The organism is Corynebacterium glaucum, assembly GCF_002287505.1.
In the GTDB taxonomy this organism is placed as follows: Bacteria; Actinomycetota; Actinomycetes; order Mycobacteriales; family Mycobacteriaceae; genus Corynebacterium; species Corynebacterium glaucum.
Genome location: NZ_CP019688.1, coordinates 1,442,247 through 1,456,484, shown reverse-complemented (window position 1 = coordinate 1,456,484; position 14,238 = coordinate 1,442,247). Strand labels below are relative to the sequence as shown.

13 protein-coding genes and 7 tRNA genes are annotated in these 14,238 nt (G+C 63.8%); 9 read left to right on the top strand and 11 right to left on the bottom strand.

Going from position 1 to position 14,238, the window contains the following annotated elements; genetic code table 11:
* Positions 1 to 18: 18 nt before the first annotated feature.
* Positions 19 to 2,049 (top strand): 1-deoxy-D-xylulose-5-phosphate synthase, encoded by a 2,031-nt coding sequence (dxs, locus tag CGLAU_RS07120; protein WP_095660085.1) that lies wholly within the window; start codon positions 19 to 21, stop codon positions 2,047 to 2,049.
* On the opposite strand, the gene CGLAU_RS07115 is transcribed toward dxs, so the two are convergent.
* Together CGLAU_RS07115 and CGLAU_RS07110 are read right to left on the bottom strand one after the other, a co-directional pair.
* Positions 2,033 to 3,328 carry an HRDC domain-containing protein gene (locus CGLAU_RS07115; RefSeq protein WP_232507070.1) on the bottom strand — a complete coding sequence of 432 codons (1,296 nt, stop codon included), beginning with the start codon at positions 3,326 to 3,328 and terminating at the stop codon, positions 2,033 to 2,035. The two genes, dxs and CGLAU_RS07115, sit on opposite strands and share 17 nt — an antisense overlap.
* A 27-nt stretch (positions 3,329 to 3,355) precedes the next feature.
* Positions 3,356 to 4,021, bottom strand: coding sequence for a DUF3000 domain-containing protein (locus tag CGLAU_RS07110; protein WP_095660084.1), 666 nt, complete (start codon positions 4,019 to 4,021; stop codon positions 3,356 to 3,358).
* Between the two features lie 148 nt (positions 4,022 to 4,169).
* Between CGLAU_RS07110 and hemQ the strand changes: the two genes are divergently transcribed.
* Complete coding sequence (gene hemQ, locus CGLAU_RS07105) at positions 4,170 to 4,871, top strand: hydrogen peroxide-dependent heme synthase (protein WP_095660083.1); 702 nt, start codon at positions 4,170 to 4,172, stop codon at positions 4,869 to 4,871.
* On the opposite strand, the gene msrB is transcribed toward hemQ, so the two are convergent.
* The 9 genes from msrB to CGLAU_RS07060 all read right to left on the bottom strand — a co-directional run bounded on the left by msrB (position 4,868) and on the right by CGLAU_RS07060 (position 7,800).
* Positions 4,868 to 5,290, bottom strand: a complete 423-nt coding sequence (gene msrB / locus CGLAU_RS07100; protein WP_095660082.1) for a peptide-methionine (R)-S-oxide reductase MsrB — start codon at positions 5,288 to 5,290, stop codon at positions 4,868 to 4,870. The two genes, hemQ and msrB, sit on opposite strands and share 4 nt — an antisense overlap.
* A complete protein-coding gene (locus CGLAU_RS07095) occupies positions 5,220 to 6,503 on the bottom strand; it encodes a glycosyltransferase family 87 protein (RefSeq protein WP_232507069.1) in 1,284 nt (427 codons plus the stop codon). The genes msrB and CGLAU_RS07095 overlap by 71 nt, the downstream gene beginning before the upstream one ends.
* Before the next feature lie 19 nt (positions 6,504 to 6,522).
* A complete protein-coding gene (locus tag CGLAU_RS07090; RefSeq protein ID WP_095660081.1) occupies positions 6,523 to 7,206 on the bottom strand; it encodes a dihydrofolate reductase family protein in 684 nt (227 codons plus the stop codon).
* Between the two features lie 15 nt (positions 7,207 to 7,221).
* A tRNA-Gly gene (locus CGLAU_RS07085) sits at positions 7,222 to 7,297 on the bottom strand.
* A gap of 1 nt (position 7,298) precedes the next feature.
* Positions 7,299 to 7,370: transfer RNA gene (locus CGLAU_RS07080), tRNA-Val, on the bottom strand.
* Between the two features lie 22 nt (positions 7,371 to 7,392).
* Positions 7,393 to 7,466 (bottom strand) — tRNA-Cys (locus tag CGLAU_RS07075).
* Between the two features lie 43 nt (positions 7,467 to 7,509).
* Positions 7,510 to 7,582: transfer RNA gene (locus CGLAU_RS07070), tRNA-Gly, on the bottom strand.
* Between the two features lie 47 nt (positions 7,583 to 7,629).
* Positions 7,630 to 7,701 (bottom strand) — tRNA-Val (locus CGLAU_RS07065).
* A gap of 23 nt (positions 7,702 to 7,724) precedes the next feature.
* Positions 7,725 to 7,800 (bottom strand) — tRNA-Gly (locus CGLAU_RS07060).
* Positions 7,801 to 8,032: 232 nt separating this feature from the next.
* Here CGLAU_RS07060 and CGLAU_RS07055 point away from each other — a divergent pair.
* From CGLAU_RS07055 to pgsA, 7 genes are all read left to right on the top strand, one after another.
* Positions 8,033 to 8,104 (top strand) — tRNA-Val (locus CGLAU_RS07055).
* Positions 8,105 to 8,256: 152 nt separating this feature from the next.
* Positions 8,257 to 8,919, top strand: a complete 663-nt coding sequence (locus tag CGLAU_RS07050) for a copper chaperone PCu(A)C (protein WP_095660080.1) — start codon at positions 8,257 to 8,259, stop codon at positions 8,917 to 8,919.
* Positions 8,920 to 9,008: 89 nt separating this feature from the next.
* Positions 9,009 to 9,614 (top strand): copper resistance CopC family protein, encoded by a 606-nt coding sequence (locus CGLAU_RS07045; protein WP_095660079.1) that lies wholly within the window; start codon positions 9,009 to 9,011, stop codon positions 9,612 to 9,614.
* Between the two features lie 49 nt (positions 9,615 to 9,663).
* A complete protein-coding gene (locus CGLAU_RS07040) occupies positions 9,664 to 10,857 on the top strand; it encodes a Dyp-type peroxidase (protein WP_095660078.1) in 1,194 nt (397 codons plus the stop codon).
* A 105-nt stretch (positions 10,858 to 10,962) separates the two neighbouring features.
* Complete coding sequence (gene thrS / locus CGLAU_RS07035) at positions 10,963 to 13,029, top strand: threonine--tRNA ligase (protein WP_095661101.1); 2,067 nt, start codon at positions 10,963 to 10,965, stop codon at positions 13,027 to 13,029.
* Positions 12,986 to 13,609, top strand: coding sequence for an ATP adenylyltransferase (locus CGLAU_RS07030; protein ID WP_095660077.1), 624 nt, complete (start codon positions 12,986 to 12,988; stop codon positions 13,607 to 13,609). The genes thrS and CGLAU_RS07030 overlap by 44 nt, the downstream gene beginning before the upstream one ends.
* On the top strand, positions 13,602 to 14,237 hold the full coding sequence (gene pgsA, locus CGLAU_RS07025; protein ID WP_095660076.1) for a phosphatidylinositol phosphate synthase: 636 nt from the start codon (positions 13,602 to 13,604) through the stop codon (positions 14,235 to 14,237). Before CGLAU_RS07030 ends, pgsA begins: the two co-directional genes overlap by 8 nt.
* The last annotated feature ends 1 nt before the right edge of the window (position 14,238 follow it).

Sequence of the window (14,238 nt, the reverse complement as noted above, 5' to 3'; positions counted from 1 at the left end):
AAGGAGCGCATTTCTACTGTGAGACTGCTAGACGCAATTGCTTCCCCGGCAGACTTGAAGAAGCTGTCGCAGGAAGAGTTGGGCCAGCTCGCGGACGAAATTCGGCAGTTGCTGATTGAGAAAGTCTCAGCAACAGGCGGCCACCTCGGGCCGAACCTCGGTGTGGTGGAGCTGACGATCGCGCTGCATAGCGTGTTCAACTCGCCGAATGACCCGATTATTTTTGACACCTCGCACCAGTCCTACGTGCACAAGATTCTCACCGGGCGCGCGGACCAGTTTGACACGCTGCGGAAGAAGGACGGGCTGTCCGGCTACACTTCGCGGGCCGAGTCGGAGCATGACTGGACGGAGTCTTCGCACGCGTCTGCGGCGCTGTCGTATGCCGACGGGTTGGCGAAGGCGAAGCAGCTCAGCGGCAACGGTTCAGACCACGTTGTCGCCGTGGTCGGCGACGGCGCACTGACCGGCGGCATGTGCTGGGAAGCGCTGAATAACATTGCGGCGGGCGAGCGCAACGTCGTGATCGTGGTCAACGACAACGGCCGCTCCTACGCACCGACCATCGGCGGGTTTGCCCGCAACCTGACGCGCCTGCGCGACCAGTTCGCGCAGATCCGGATCCAGCCCGGCTACGACGAGGTGATGCAGTCCGGCAAGAAGACGCTTAAGTCGCTGGGGTGGGTCGGGGAGCGCACGTTTGAGGCGCTACAGGCACTGAAGGCGGGCGTGAAGCATCAGGTGGTGCCAACGGAAATGTTCTCCGAGCTGGGCATGAAATACGTCGGCCCGGTCGAGGGGCACGACCTGAAGGCACTGACCAACGCGTTCCAGTACGCGTGGCAATACGAGGGCCCGCTGATCATTCACGTGGCGACGGAAAAGGGCCACGGTTTCGCTCCCGCGGTGAACGACGAGGCCGACCAGATGCATTCCACCGGCGCTATCGACCCGGTGACGGGTGAGGCGTTGGCTGCGACCCCGCCAGGGTGGACCGCCGTATTCACCGAGGAGCTGCTGAAAGCCGGCCATGAGCGCAAAGATATTGTGGCCATTACCGCCGCGATGGCTGGCCCGACCGGGCTAGTGCCGTTTGCGGAGCAGTTCCCGGACCGCTTTTTTGACGTGGGCATTGCAGAGCAACATGCGGTGGCCTCTGCGGCAGGTCTCGCGCTTGGCGGCATGCACCCGGTAGTGGCGGTGTACTCCACGTTCTTGAACCGCGCATTCGACCAGATGCTGATGGACGTCGGGTTGCTCGGCCAGCCGGTGACGTTTGTGCTGGACCGCGCCGGAGTTACAGGTTCAGACGGGGCCAGCCACAACGGCGTGTGGGACATGGCGATCTCCTCGATCGTGCCGGGCAGCCGTATCGCGGCACCCCGCGATCCAGCCAGGTTGCGGGAGGAATTCAGTGAGGCCATTGCGATTGACGACGGTCCGACCGTTGTCCGTTTCCCCAAAGGCGCCGTCGCGGGCGACATTGAGGCAATCGAACGACTCGACAACGGTGTAGATGTCCTCCGGGTTCCGGAGGAGCTCGCAGAGAGCGCGGACGCGGACGAGACGCTCGAGGTCCTCATCGTTGCCGTTGGCACCTTTGCCGAAGCCGCTCTCGAGGTCGCCGAGGCGGTCGAGACGGACGGCATCCGGTGCACGGTTGTCGACCCCCGCTGGGTGATTCCGGTGTCGAAAGACATCGCGGAGCTTGCAGTGCAGTCGGATCTGGTAGTGGTCTACGAAGACGGCATCATCCGGGGTGGCGTCGGTTCCGCAGTCGCCGAGGCCCTCTCTGCCGCTGAGATCGACGTGCCGGTGCGCCAGCTTGCGTTCCCGGACGTTTTCCCGCCTCACGCCTCGCGCGGCGAGATTTTGGCGATGTATGGCCTAGACGCTGTTTCGGCCGCGCAACAGGTGCGCGAGTGGGCGCTGGGACTTGCTGACCGAGACGACAGTGACGCCAGTGACGCCAGTGGCACCAGTGACGCCAGTGGCACTGACGGCGGTGCGGGAAACACGTCGCTGCATGTGGTCAACGAGTTCCGTTAGTTTTTCGGCAATCCCACCCGCCTAGCTGGCGGGTGCTGTACCAAGCAGCGCCACTGCGAACCGAGAGGAACGCTGCCGCGAGCATCGGGGCAACGATTTCGGCCTGCCACTGCCTGGCCCCAGCGGCGCACAGGCGGCGCACCGCAAAATCTGTGCCGCGGATCATCACTTCCCATTTCGCCTCGTCTGCTTCCGCTCGTTCAGCGGCAGCCTGCCAGATCACGTCGCGCAGCGTGGACGGCGCGAGTAAGTGTTCCGGGCTTATGCCCATCTTTGAAGCCCGCGCGGCAATGAGTTCGCGCGCCTCTACGTAAAACTGCCACGACTCAGGATGGTTTCGTTCCCAGTTCCCCTTCGAGGGCGGAGTCATCGGGTCACGAGGCGCGCGTTCCGGCCACTGGTCTCGGGGGTGGGCAAGTGCCGTTTCGATGTAGCCGAACCATTGCGCCGTAGCCCGTCTCTGACGGCCAGGAAACCCGTGCACACGGGCCAGTTCGCTCGGGGTAATTGGGACGGCTTTCCCGATCTCAATAATGACGCGGTTTGGAAGCACGACGCCGGGAGAGACATCGCGCTCGAGTGCTATAGCGTCGCGTTCGTGCCACAGTTCCTTTGCGATCTGGAGGCCCGCCTGCGTGCGCACCGCGGAAAGCCCTTTGAGGTCGCGCCACGTCTTCGGTTCCATAGGGGTAAGCGAGCGAGACTTGACAAGGTGCGCGAACTCCTCTTCGGCAAAGGAGAGGAAACCGCGTTGCTCAAGCTGCTCAGTTAAGGCGTCAGCGAGGTCATGGAGGTAAACGACATCGAGCGCGGCGTAGTCGAGCCAATCCCGGGGAAGCGGCAGGGTCGACCAGTCTTCGCGGCCGTGCCCCTTTTCCAACTCGACACCGGTAAACACTTGCACCATCGCGCCCAGGTTGGGTCGTTCAAAACCAGCGAACCGTGCGGCCAACTCGGTGTCGAACAACCTTCCTGGGTGTAATCCGAGCAGCGCCAGGCTCGCGAGATCCTCACCGGCAGCGTGCACGATCCAATCTGCACCGTTTACTACCGGACCGAGCTGCGCGGTGAGTTCCTCTCGGTGGCCTTCCGGTGCGAACAGGAACGTACCTGCATCGCGCCGGTGGATCTGAATCAGAAATGCCCGGTCGTCGTAGCGGAACGCAGAAGCACGCTCGGTGTCAATCGCGAACGGGCCGCGGCCAGAGGCCAGGGCACGTGCCGCCTGGGAAAACCCATTTGGGGTGGCTACAAGCTCGTATTCCAGGCGATGTTCCACAACGGGAAAGTGTACAGGGTGGCCCGGCTACTGCCTGCCCAACTCAGTGACGCCTTCCGGTGGGAGCCCGGCAACAAGCGCGAGCACCGCAGCAAATGCCTCGACGTGGGAGGACAAATCCAGCCCCTCAGCGGTCCAAGAGGCACGCATCTCCAACTGGTACGCGCGCGGCGGCCCGCCGATCTCTCCGAATCGAACAGATGCGGTAGAGGTGACGGTACCGCCCAGGTTGGTAAACCCGGCACCGGTCTCCGCCAGCGATTCGTTGAGCCACTGCCAAGCTACGTCGGGCAGGAGGGGGTCGGAAGCCACCGCGTCATCCATGTCCGCCTGGATGTAGGCCACCAGGCGCATGGAGCCCTCCCACGCCTCTTCGGCATCGGGGGAATGTAGCAGAATCAGACGCCCGAATGCATCTCCTTCGGAGTCGATGGGGACGTGTCCGTGGGCTTCTTCGCCAAGGTCAACTTCCAAGCCAATAGCGTGGCTGTACGGTGCCGGACGCTGGGGCGGGCGGATGGTGCCCAGGGTGATCTCTGGGCGCAGCTTGGCAGCGTGCATGGATTCCACTGCTGCCGAGAATTCGGCGGGTGTCGCAGCCTGCGTTGCCGCAGCGTCGCTGCCGTTTCCACCGTTGCCGGCACCGCCGACGGCGCTGACGGTCGGGGCGGGAGAGGTGTCCGAATGCTTCACAGCACCCAAAGGTATCGAGACGGCTGTCAGTTTGGTGGGAGGCGCGCCGTCCAGCCACCGTGGCGGAGGATCCACCGGCGGCCGGGGGTAGACTCGTATCAGACTTTTGATTGATGTGCCTTCGCGGGCAGAAAGGACTCTCGGTTCCATGGCCAAGCTCGATTATGAGGCTCTGAACTCCGTACAGCGCTACCTCCAGTTCGCGGTCTTTCGCGCAATCCCCGGCGCACTGGGCTCGGAGCGGACAGAGATCATCAATGAAGCTCGCGCATTCTTCACAAAGCTTGACGACGAAGGCGTGGTCACCGTCCGCGGCATTTACGACAACACGGGCATCCGCGCGGACGCCGATTTCATGATCTGGTGGCACGCGGAGGAGTTCGAGCAGCTGCAGAAGGCGTTCGCAGATTTCCGCCGAACCACCGCCTTGGGCCAACTCGTCGAGGTGAGCTGGATCGGTAACGGCTTGCACCGCCCGGCCGAGTTCAACAAGTCCCACCTGCCCAGCTTCATCATGGGGGAGGACCCACAAGACTGGATCACGGTCTACCCGTTCGTTCGTTCCTACGACTGGTACCTACTCGAACCCACTGAACGCCGCCGTATTCTCGCCGAGCACGGGATGGCTGCCCGCGATTTCGCAGACGTGCGCGCCAACACCGTTGAGGCGTTCACGCTCGGCGATTACGAGTGGATGCTCGCCTTCGAAGCGCCGACGCTCACCCGCATCGAGGAACTCATGCACAAGATGCGCTACACCGAGGCGCGCCTGCATGTGCGCGAGGAGATCCCGTTCCAGACCGGCCGCCGCGTCGCGGACATCAGCGAGGTGATCGAGATCCTGCCTTAAACCTCGCGCTGATCAAGCGTCATCGAGATGGAGTTGATGCAGTAGCGCAGATCCGTTGGCGTTGCGTAGCCCTCGCCGGCAAACACGTGGCCGAGATGAGAGCCGCAGTTCGCGCAAAGCACCTCGGTGCGCACCATGCCGAGCGAGCGATCTTCGCGCTCGATGATCTTGTCACTGTCCGCCGGGGAGAAGAACGACGGCCACCCGCAGTGCGAATCGAACTTCTCAGTCGAGCGGAACAATTCCTCCCCGCAAGCGCGGCAGCGGTAGGTGCCCTCGGTGGTGGTGTCGGTGTACTCGCCGACCCCCGGAGGTTCAGTGCCTGCCTGGCGCAGCACGTAGAACTCCTCAGGGCTGAGTTTCTCCCGCCACTGCTCCTCGGTCCAGTTTGCGAAGTCGGGGTTGTTCGGCTGGTTCATTGCGTACGCCTTTCATCTGGGTACTGGTTTGCACCGAGACTACCCATGCCGCCACCGCGACGATGAACACCGCCCACCCGGCGGTGGGGAGGAACGTGTTCAGCCAGCCGCCGAGTGCAGGCCAGTGGGGGCTGGTCCAGTCAAGCGGGCTTAAGCACAGCGCGGCACCGAGCCATGCCGTCCACGTGTGCATCGGCGAGACCCGGTGCACGACGGTGAACAATGCCGGAAACAGCATCATGGAGTAATACGCCTGGCCAAGGGATGAAAGCAGGCACACTCCAGCAATCAACACCCCAGTCGTCGCTGTGAGCCAGAGCCACTCGTCGGAATGGCGCCAGCGCGCCAGCCCGAGCACCGCCACTGCGACAGCGACCGCGAAAAGCACGAACAATACCGCGTGCAGCCACCCGGGCATGCCGAAGTACACCGCGAAACCGGCGAGCGAGGAGTTCGCATAGTCGCGCGTGATTCCCAAATACGGCACCAGCTTGTCCAGGTAGTCACTCGCGCCCGGAGTTAGCGGCCACGCAGCCACGTTCAGCAGCACCGGCACCGCCACTCCCGCAGCCAGGGTCACCCACCGCAGCTTCATCAAGGGAAGCACCAGCAAAGGCAGGAACATTGGCTTGACGACGATTGCGAGCCCGATCACCACCCCAGCCACCAGCTCGCGACGCGATCGCATGCATGCGAGAAACGCCACGAGTGTCAGAAGCAACATGCCGTTGATGTTGGAGAACACCAGGGTGTTGGTGACGGCCTCGGTAGCGAAGGCGAGCGCGAGCGCGGCAGGGAAGAGTGGGTGGGAAAGCGAATAACCGGACAGCCTGGCCAGCCACGCGATCGCGGCAATGATCGCCAGTGCATTCAGCAGTATGAACCAGGGCCGCGCTGCATCAACGCTCGGAATCAGCCCGAGGGGGCTGAGCAGCAGTGTGGCCCCGGGGTTGTAGAGGTAGTGCGGGTTGACGTGGTGGTAGACCTCGTTGTACACCGGCACGCGTTCAATGAAGCGCCGGGTGGCGGACCACACGGTGGTGAAGTCGTCGGTGATCGAGCCGGTGCGCGCGAGCACCAGGAGCCGGTGCAGGATGAGCAGCACCGCGAGCGGCCAGGCGATCGCATTGCCGGCGCGGGTGGCGCGCTGGCCGCCCGGGGCGGCGGGGGAGGTCCATGCAGCGTCGAGGCGCTGCCAGCGCGTGGAAGTCACGCGAATTACCGTACCGGGGCTAAGGGCGGTCTTGGGCCGGCACCCGCCGGTAGCGGCAGAACATCATGGAATCGTCGTCCACACCAACGTGTTCGAGCTGGAACCGACGGATGTCGTCTCCCGTGGTGTCGAGGCCGTGGGTGTCGTCGCTTGCGCTCGTGGAAGGATCCACGGTCAGGTGCAGTACGTCGATGAGGTCGGCTGAGATTGCGGCGGCGTAGACGCTTGGGCCGCCTTCGCACAGGATGCGGTTGAAACCGAGGTCGTGCAGCGCTTCGACAGCCTCAGTGATGGAGCCGCTGCCGGTGCTGATCAGTTCGGCGCCTTTGGCGGTGGGGGTTGATCGATGCGGTTCAAACGAGGCGTCGATAAGCGAATGCTTCGGGGTGAGAATGAGCAAACGGGGACTGTTGAATATGCCGAGCCCTGTGTCGAGCTTGAGTGAGGTGCTGAGGACAGCCATGGGTGTGTCGGCGGGGCCGTAATCCTCGGCGGTGACGGTGCCCGCGCCGACGAGGATGACATCCGCCCAGTCGCGCAGGCCCGCGATGAGGGATGCGTCGGTGTCGTTGCCGAGCGGGCCGGATGTTCCGCTGCGGCCGAAGGCGCCGAAGAGCGCATTGATGGCTACGGCGCGGACTTCGCGCTCACCTTGGGCGAGCGTGGGGCCGATGAGGGAGGGGATGTCGGTGGCATGCAGCATGCCGATGACGATACGTGGAGCGGATGACGAGACTCGAACTCGCGACCCTCACCTTGGCAAGGTGATGCGCTACCAACTGCGCTACATCCGCGTGCGCGATACTGGGATTGAACCAGTGACCTCTTCCGTGTCAGGGAAGCGCTCTCCCGCTGAGCTAAACGCGCGAAGGGTGGGTTGGTTAAGAAGTGGAGGTGGATACGGGAATCGAACCCGTGTACACGGTTTTGCAGACCGTTGCCTAACCACTCGACCAATCCACCGTGGTTGGGGCGGGATTGCCCCGAAGTACGTGGAAAGTACTTGAGCGGATGACGAGACTCGAACTCGCGACCCTCACCTTGGCAAGGTGATGCGCTACCAACTGCGCTACATCCGCAGGTTGCAGGCTTTGAAGCTTGCAACCGGAGGCCTCTGGGGACTCCGTGCGCGATACTGGGATTGAACCAGTGACCTCTTCCGTGTCAGGGAAGCGCTCTCCCGCTGAGCTAATCGCGCGGGCAAAGCCCCGCTAGGGGGCTTGGAGCGGATGACGAGACTCGAACTCGCGACCCTCACCTTGGCAAGGTGATGCGCTACCAACTGCGCTACATCCGCATGCTGCAAACTGTGCACCTGATCGCGAGCACTGCTTGCTGTTATGCGAGAAAGAACATTATCCGTTTCGTGGCCGGAGTGCCAAATCGCCAGTTAGGAGGGGGTGCGTCTGGTGGCGCAAACGGTGGGTGGGGCTGGCGGCTGGATGACATCGATGTGATTCGCCAGCGTCTAACGAGGTGAGCTGGCGATTCGGTGGAAACGATAGGCCTGTGTAAAGTATTTCCCGTTCGGTCCTATGGCTCAGTGGAAGAGCGTTCCGTTCACACCGGAAAGGTCGCTGGTTCGATCCCAGCTAGGACCACAATTGCAACGCAGAACCCCAGGTTTTAAAGCTTGGGGTTCTTGTCGTATGTGGACGCTTGCTTTGACCCGGGAACTATCTGACGCCGTGGCACGACTACTTATATATGTGCGCCCGAGCTTATTGCGGGCGCAGAAGGAAAGGACGAATCTATGCGACGCACCGCTTATCGACGCTTCGTTGCAGGCGCTGCAACGGTAGCCTTCACTGTCTCCTTGGCAGGATGCGGCAATGACGACACCTCCGGCAGCGCGAGCGAGGCAACTACGGCGGAAGCGGCCTCGGCCGCCGCGACGGAATCGAGCGCTGCGGCGCATGGGGAAGACCATGGCGACGATCAGCTTCACCTTCAGGACGCGACGATCCGAGCGAAGGCTGCAGCCGACACCCCGGACGGCTCTGACATGACGGCAATCTTTGGCACCGTGCACAACGGCTCCGGTGAGGACGTGGAGCTGGTTGGTTTCACCACCTCCTTGGGAGATTCGGCCTACGAGATTCACGAGGTTGTGGACGGCACAATGCGACAGAAGGAAGGCGGCGTGACGATTCCGGCCGGCGGCTCCCACGAGTTCAAACCAGGCGGCGACCACCTGATGATCATGGATTACGCACCGGAGATCGCGGCCGGCGACACCGTTGAGCTGACCCTGCAGCTTGCAGACGGTTCCGAGGTGGTCATCCCGGATGTCGCGGTGCGCACTATGGGCGCCGGCCACGAAGAGTACGGCGAAGACGGCGACCTGCAGGGGCACCAGCACGGTACGGGTGAGAACGCAGACCACGCAGAGCAAACGGGGCATTCCGGCCACTAACGGCCCAGCGTAATACCCACTGGGGTTGCTGCGCCCATGGCCGCTACAGTGGATGGTGATACCGCAAGAGCCGCTGAGGGGAGCGAGTAGTGAGAAGGCTAGATCGGATTCGTACGAGCGGAGTCATCGTCGCCGCCGCGTCCGTTGCGCTAATCGCCGCTCCTAACGCGCTCGCCCACGATGCGGTCATCGGTGGTTCACCTGCTAACGGTGAAGTACTCGAGGAGTTCCCGTCGACGTTGTCGCTAGAGTTCTCGGGCGTGCCGCAAGACGGTTTCAACACTTTCGCCTTGTCCCGAGTCTCCGACGGCCAGCCGGAAGTGCTTTACTCCGGTGAGCCGGAACTCGACGGCCAGTGGGTGTCGCTCGATGTTCCGAGCGGGCTGGACACTAAGCCGGGGGATTACCGCATCGGTTTCCAGATCGTTTCCTCCGACGGGCACGCCACAAAGGGCATGACCAACTTCACCTACGCTCCGGCCGGCAGCGAGGTTTCGCCGGTTGATTCCGAGACTGCGGGGGAGAGCGGGGAGAGCATTGTGCAGCCGGAGAACCTCGACGATGAAACGCAGTCCAACATGAACCTCATTCTCGCGGTGCTCGGTGTGGTTGCGGTTGCCGGTGCGGCTTTCGCGGCGCTGGCCCGCCGTAAGAAGACCGAAGACCTCGAGGGCGACTTGGGGGAGAAAGAGTAAATAGGTAGTGCAGGTTTCTAGGCGGGGGTTTCTGGCGGGGACGTCGGCGATGGTGGCGTCGACAGGCATGCTTGCCTCTTGCTCGAGGGACCCGGACGCTCCGGCGGGCGTGCCGAGCAACTCTGAACCCGACAACGAGCCGCTCAAGAGCTCGGTTGTGTCGTTCGACGGAGCGCACCAGGCGGGAATTGCCACGGAGACCCAGGCCAGCCTGAACTTGATCGGCTTCAACCTCAGAGATGGGGTGGATGCGGACGGCATCACCCGCCTGATGCGATTGTGGACCGAGGACGCCCGCGCACTGACGGCCGGGGAGACCCCGCTCGGCAGCCTCGAGCCGGAGATGAACGAGTGGCCCGCGAACCTCACCATCACTGTCGGCTTCGGCCCGCGCATCTTTGACATCGCCGCGCCGGGGAAGAAGCCGGAGTGGCTGCACGACATCCCCGCGATGAATCGCGACGAACTGCGCGAAGAGTGGGGCCAGACCGATCTAGCACTGCAGATCTGCGCCGACGATCCGATCATGTGCGCGTGGGCGATGCGGCACATGACGCGCGCGGGCACCGACTACGTGTCCACCGCCTGGGTGCAGCAGGGGTTCATGAACGCCTACGGCGCCATCCCGCAGGGGCAGACCCCGCGCAACCTCTTCGGCCAGGTGGACGGAACCGTCAACCCGTACGAGGAGGACGAGTACGCCGAGCAGGTGTGGATCGAGGGGCCGGAGGGCTTCGCCGGTTCGACCTCGCTGGTGGTGCGGCGCATTGCGATGCATCTCGATGAGTGGGAGATGCTCGATCGAGCCTCAAGGGAGGAAGCAGTGGGGCGAACGCTTGACGACGGCGCGCCGTTGAGCGGCGGCGAGGAATTCTCAGAGCCTGACATGGAGGCGATCGACGACTACGGCTTGCCCGTGATCGACCGCAACTCGCACATGGCCCGGGCGATGCCTCCGGCCGACCACCCTGAGCAGCGGTTCAAGCGTCGGCCGTACAACTACAACCTGCCGCCTGAGCCGGGTTCGGGGGAGCTTTCCAACGCCGGCCAGATCTTCTTCGCGTACCAAAAGGACCCGGACGTGCAGCTCACCCCGGTGCTCAAGCGGCTGGATGAAGCGGACCGGTTGAACGAGTGGATCACCCACATCGGCTCCGCGGTGTACTGGCTGCCGCCGGGCACGAGCACTGACGGCAGCGGTGATACGTTCTGGGGCGAAGCGGTGCTCTCCGGCTCACGCTGAGTCGGTCTGGGCCTACGTACCGGGGTAGACTTTGCAAACGCATTGACCCCGGGCCGCGTCCAGGTATGACGCGTGTCCATGACGCGCAAAGGAGCGCAGCTGACCATGGCAGAGACCGAAGCACCCCAAATCCTCACCTTTGAGCCGTTCGAGGTTCCCGCCGGTACCCCGGTGGGCGCGGCGATGCGGGAGCTGGACTTGCCCAACAAGGGCGAGCAGGCAATCGTGGTGGTCCAGGACGAAGAGGGCAACCTCAAGGACCTTTCCCATGTGCCGGATCAGACCGCTACGTTCATGCCGATTGCTGCGAACACGGAACTGGGGCGCTCCGTCATCCGCCACTCCTGCGCGCACGTGCTCGCCCAGGCGGTGCAGGCCGAGTTCCCGGGCACAAAGCTCGGCATCGGCCCGGCGATTAACGACGGCTTTTACTACGACTTCGATGTCGCCGAACCGTTCACCCCAGAGGATCTGAAGACGCTGGAAAAGCGGATGAAGAAAATCATCAAACAGGGTCAGAAGTTCGCGCGCGGTGTCTACGCCTCGGTGGAGGAAGCGGCCGAGGACCTCAAGGACGAGCCGTACAAGCTCGAGCTGATCAACGACAAGGGCAACGTCGATCCGAACTCAGACGAGGCGACCGAGGTTGGCGCCGGCGAGCTCACCCACTACGACAACCTGAACCCGCGCACCGACGAGGTGGAGTGGAGCGATCTGTGCCGCGGCCCGCACGTGCCCACGACCAAGTACATCCCGGCGTTCTCCTTGACCCGCTCGTCCGCGGCGTACTGGCGCGGTGACCAGTCCAACGCCGGCCTACAGCGCGTCTACGGCACCGCGTGGGAGTCGAAGGAGAAGCTCGACGAGTATCTCACCATGCTCGAGGAAGCGGAGAAGCGTGACCACCGCCGCCTGGGCAACGAGATGGATTTGTTCTCGTTCCCGGAGGAGGTCGGCTCTGGCCTGCCCGTCTTCCACCCGGACGGCGGCATCGTGCGCATGGTCATGGAGCAGCACTCGCGCGAGCGCCACGTGGCAGCCGGCTACTCGTTTGTGAACACTCCGCACGTGACCAAGGGCGAGCTGTTCCAAAAGTCCGGCCACCTCGACTGGTACGCCGACGGCATGTTCCCGCCGATGAAGCTTGACGGCGAAGTGGACGACAAGGGCAACGTGACTAAACAGGCGGTGGACTACTACGTCAAGCCGATGAACTGCCCGATGCACAACCTCATCTTCGATTCGCGCGGGCGTTCCTACCGCGAGCTGCCGCTGCGCCTGTTCGAGTTCGGTACCGTCTACCGCTACGAAAAGTCGGGCGTGGTGCACGGCCTGACCCGCGCCCGCGGCTTCACCCAAGATGACGCGCACATCTACTGCACCGAAGACCAGCTCGAAGAAGAGCTGACCAGCGTGCTCGAGTTCATCATCTCGCTGCTCAAGGACTACGGCCTCGACGACTTCTACCTCGAGCTGTCCACCAAGGATCCGGAGAAGTACATCGGCGACGATGACATCTGGGAGCGTTCCACCAACATCCTGGAATCCGTGGCCACCAAGTCCGGCCTTGAGCTGGTGCCGGACCCTGCAGGCGCCGCGTTCTACGGCCCGAAGATCTCCGTGCAGGCGCGCGATGCGATCGGCCGTACCTGGCAGATGTCCACCGTGCAGCTCGACTTCAACCTGCCGGAGCGCTTCGACCTGCAGTACACCTCCCCGGACGGCACGAAGCAGCGCCCGGTGATGATCCACCGCGCGCTCTTCGGCTCCATCGAGCGCTTCTTCGGCGTGCTGCTCGAGCACTACGCCGGCGCGTTCCCGGCCTGGCTCGCCCCGCACCAGGTGGTGGGCATCCCGGTCGCTGACGCGTTCGCCGACCACCTCGACGGCGTGATCAACCAGCTTCGCGCACAGGGCATCCGCGCGGAAGTCGACCACTCCGACGACCGCATGCAGAAGAAGATCCGCACCCACACCACCTCCAAGGTGCCGTTCATGCTGCTCGCCGGCGAGCGCGATGTGGAGGCCAACGCGGTGAGCTTCCGATTCCTCGACGGCTCCCAGGTCAACGGCGTCCCGGTGGACGAGGCGGTCGCACTGATCACCAACTGGGTGGCGGAGAAGAACAATGCGCAGCCGAGCGAGGACTCCATTGCTTCCCGGCGGGCATAAGACCGACTACGTCGATACCGGTGTCGGCGATGAGGACCGCCTCGCGCGCCTGTGGGCGCCGTATCGGTCGAACTACATTGCCAACATGCCGTCGACAAGCGGGGAAAGCTCCGACCCTTTCCTTGCAATTCCTGCGATGAGTGATGAGGACGGCCTGGTCATCGCGCGGGGCGAGTCGGTGTACGCGGTGCTGAACCTGTACCCGTACAACGCGGGGCACCTGATGGTGGTGCCGTACCGCAAGGTCGCCGAGCTTGAGCAGCTCACCGATGCCGAGACCGCGGAGATGGCCGTGTTTGCCAAGCACGCGGTGCGCACGCTGAAGCACGTGTCCAAACCAGAGGCCATCAACGTCGGGTTGAACCTGGGCAAGGCCGCAGGCGGGTCGGTCAGCGACCACTTGCACCTGCACGTTGTGCCGCGCTGGGCAGGGGATTCGAACTTCATGACGGTGATCGGCGGCACGAAGGTCTTGCCCCAACTGTTGCGGGAAACTCGGGCATTGCTTGCTGACGGCTGGCGTGAAGTCGAAGCGACCACCTCCCAAGCCCGCGACGCGGAGGGTGGCGACGATGCTTAGCGTGCACGGGCGCAAACCCGCGAAGCGCGTCGCGGAGCCGGTGGCAAAGGCGCTGCTGCGCGCCGGGCTGACCCCGAACGTGACCACCTTGATCGGCACGGCGGTGTCGATCCTGCTCGCGGTGGTGCTCATCCCGGCGAACTGGCTTGTCGCGGCCGCGATTCTGATTGGGATCTTCTCCGCCTTCGACATGGTGGACGGGACGATGGCGCGCCTCAGTGGCGGCGGTACCGCCTACGGGGCAACGCTGGACGCGAGCTGCGACCGGCTGACCGACGGGGCGCTGTTCGGCGCGATCGTGATCTGGATGGTGTACGTCGATCAGACCCCACGTGTGCACGTCGCGGCGTGCCTGATCGTGCTGGTGCTGTCGCAGGCGATCAGTTACATCAAGGCCCGCGGTGAGGCTGGCGGGCTCAAGATTGTGGGCGGTTTGGTGGAGCGGCCTGAGCGCTTGATTGTCGCCCTTGTCGGGCTGGGGCTGCAGGGCTTCGGAGTGCCGCATGCTGTGGAGGTGGCGATCTGGCTGCTGCTGGTCGGCTCGGTGATCACCGTGATTCAGCGCCTGGCGTACGCGGCGCGCGACCCGCGGGCGAACGTGCAGCTCGCGCCACCCCCGGGAGCGTGAC

Excerpts from the sequence above, each read along its gene's own strand:
- hemQ (WP_095660083.1), top strand. The coding sequence starts at position 4,170 with ATGGCCAAGCTCGATTATGAGGCTCTGAACTCCGTACAGCGCTACCTC.
- msrB (WP_095660082.1), bottom strand. The coding sequence starts at position 5,290 with ATGAACCAGCCGAACAACCCCGACTTCGCAAACTGGACCGAGGAGCAG.
- CGLAU_RS07090 (WP_095660081.1), bottom strand. The coding sequence starts at position 7,206 with ATGCTGCATGCCACCGACATCCCCTCCCTCATCGGCCCCACGCTCGCC.
- CGLAU_RS07050 (WP_095660080.1), top strand. The coding sequence starts at position 8,257 with ATGCGACGCACCGCTTATCGACGCTTCGTTGCAGGCGCTGCAACGGTA.
- CGLAU_RS07040 (WP_095660078.1), top strand. The coding sequence starts at position 9,664 with ATGGTGGCGTCGACAGGCATGCTTGCCTCTTGCTCGAGGGACCCGGAC.
- thrS (WP_095661101.1), top strand. The coding sequence starts at position 10,963 with ATGGCAGAGACCGAAGCACCCCAAATCCTCACCTTTGAGCCGTTCGAG.
- CGLAU_RS07030 (WP_095660077.1), top strand. The coding sequence starts at position 12,986 with ATGCGCAGCCGAGCGAGGACTCCATTGCTTCCCGGCGGGCATAAGACC.
- pgsA (WP_095660076.1), top strand. The coding sequence starts at position 13,602 with ATGCTTAGCGTGCACGGGCGCAAACCCGCGAAGCGCGTCGCGGAGCCG.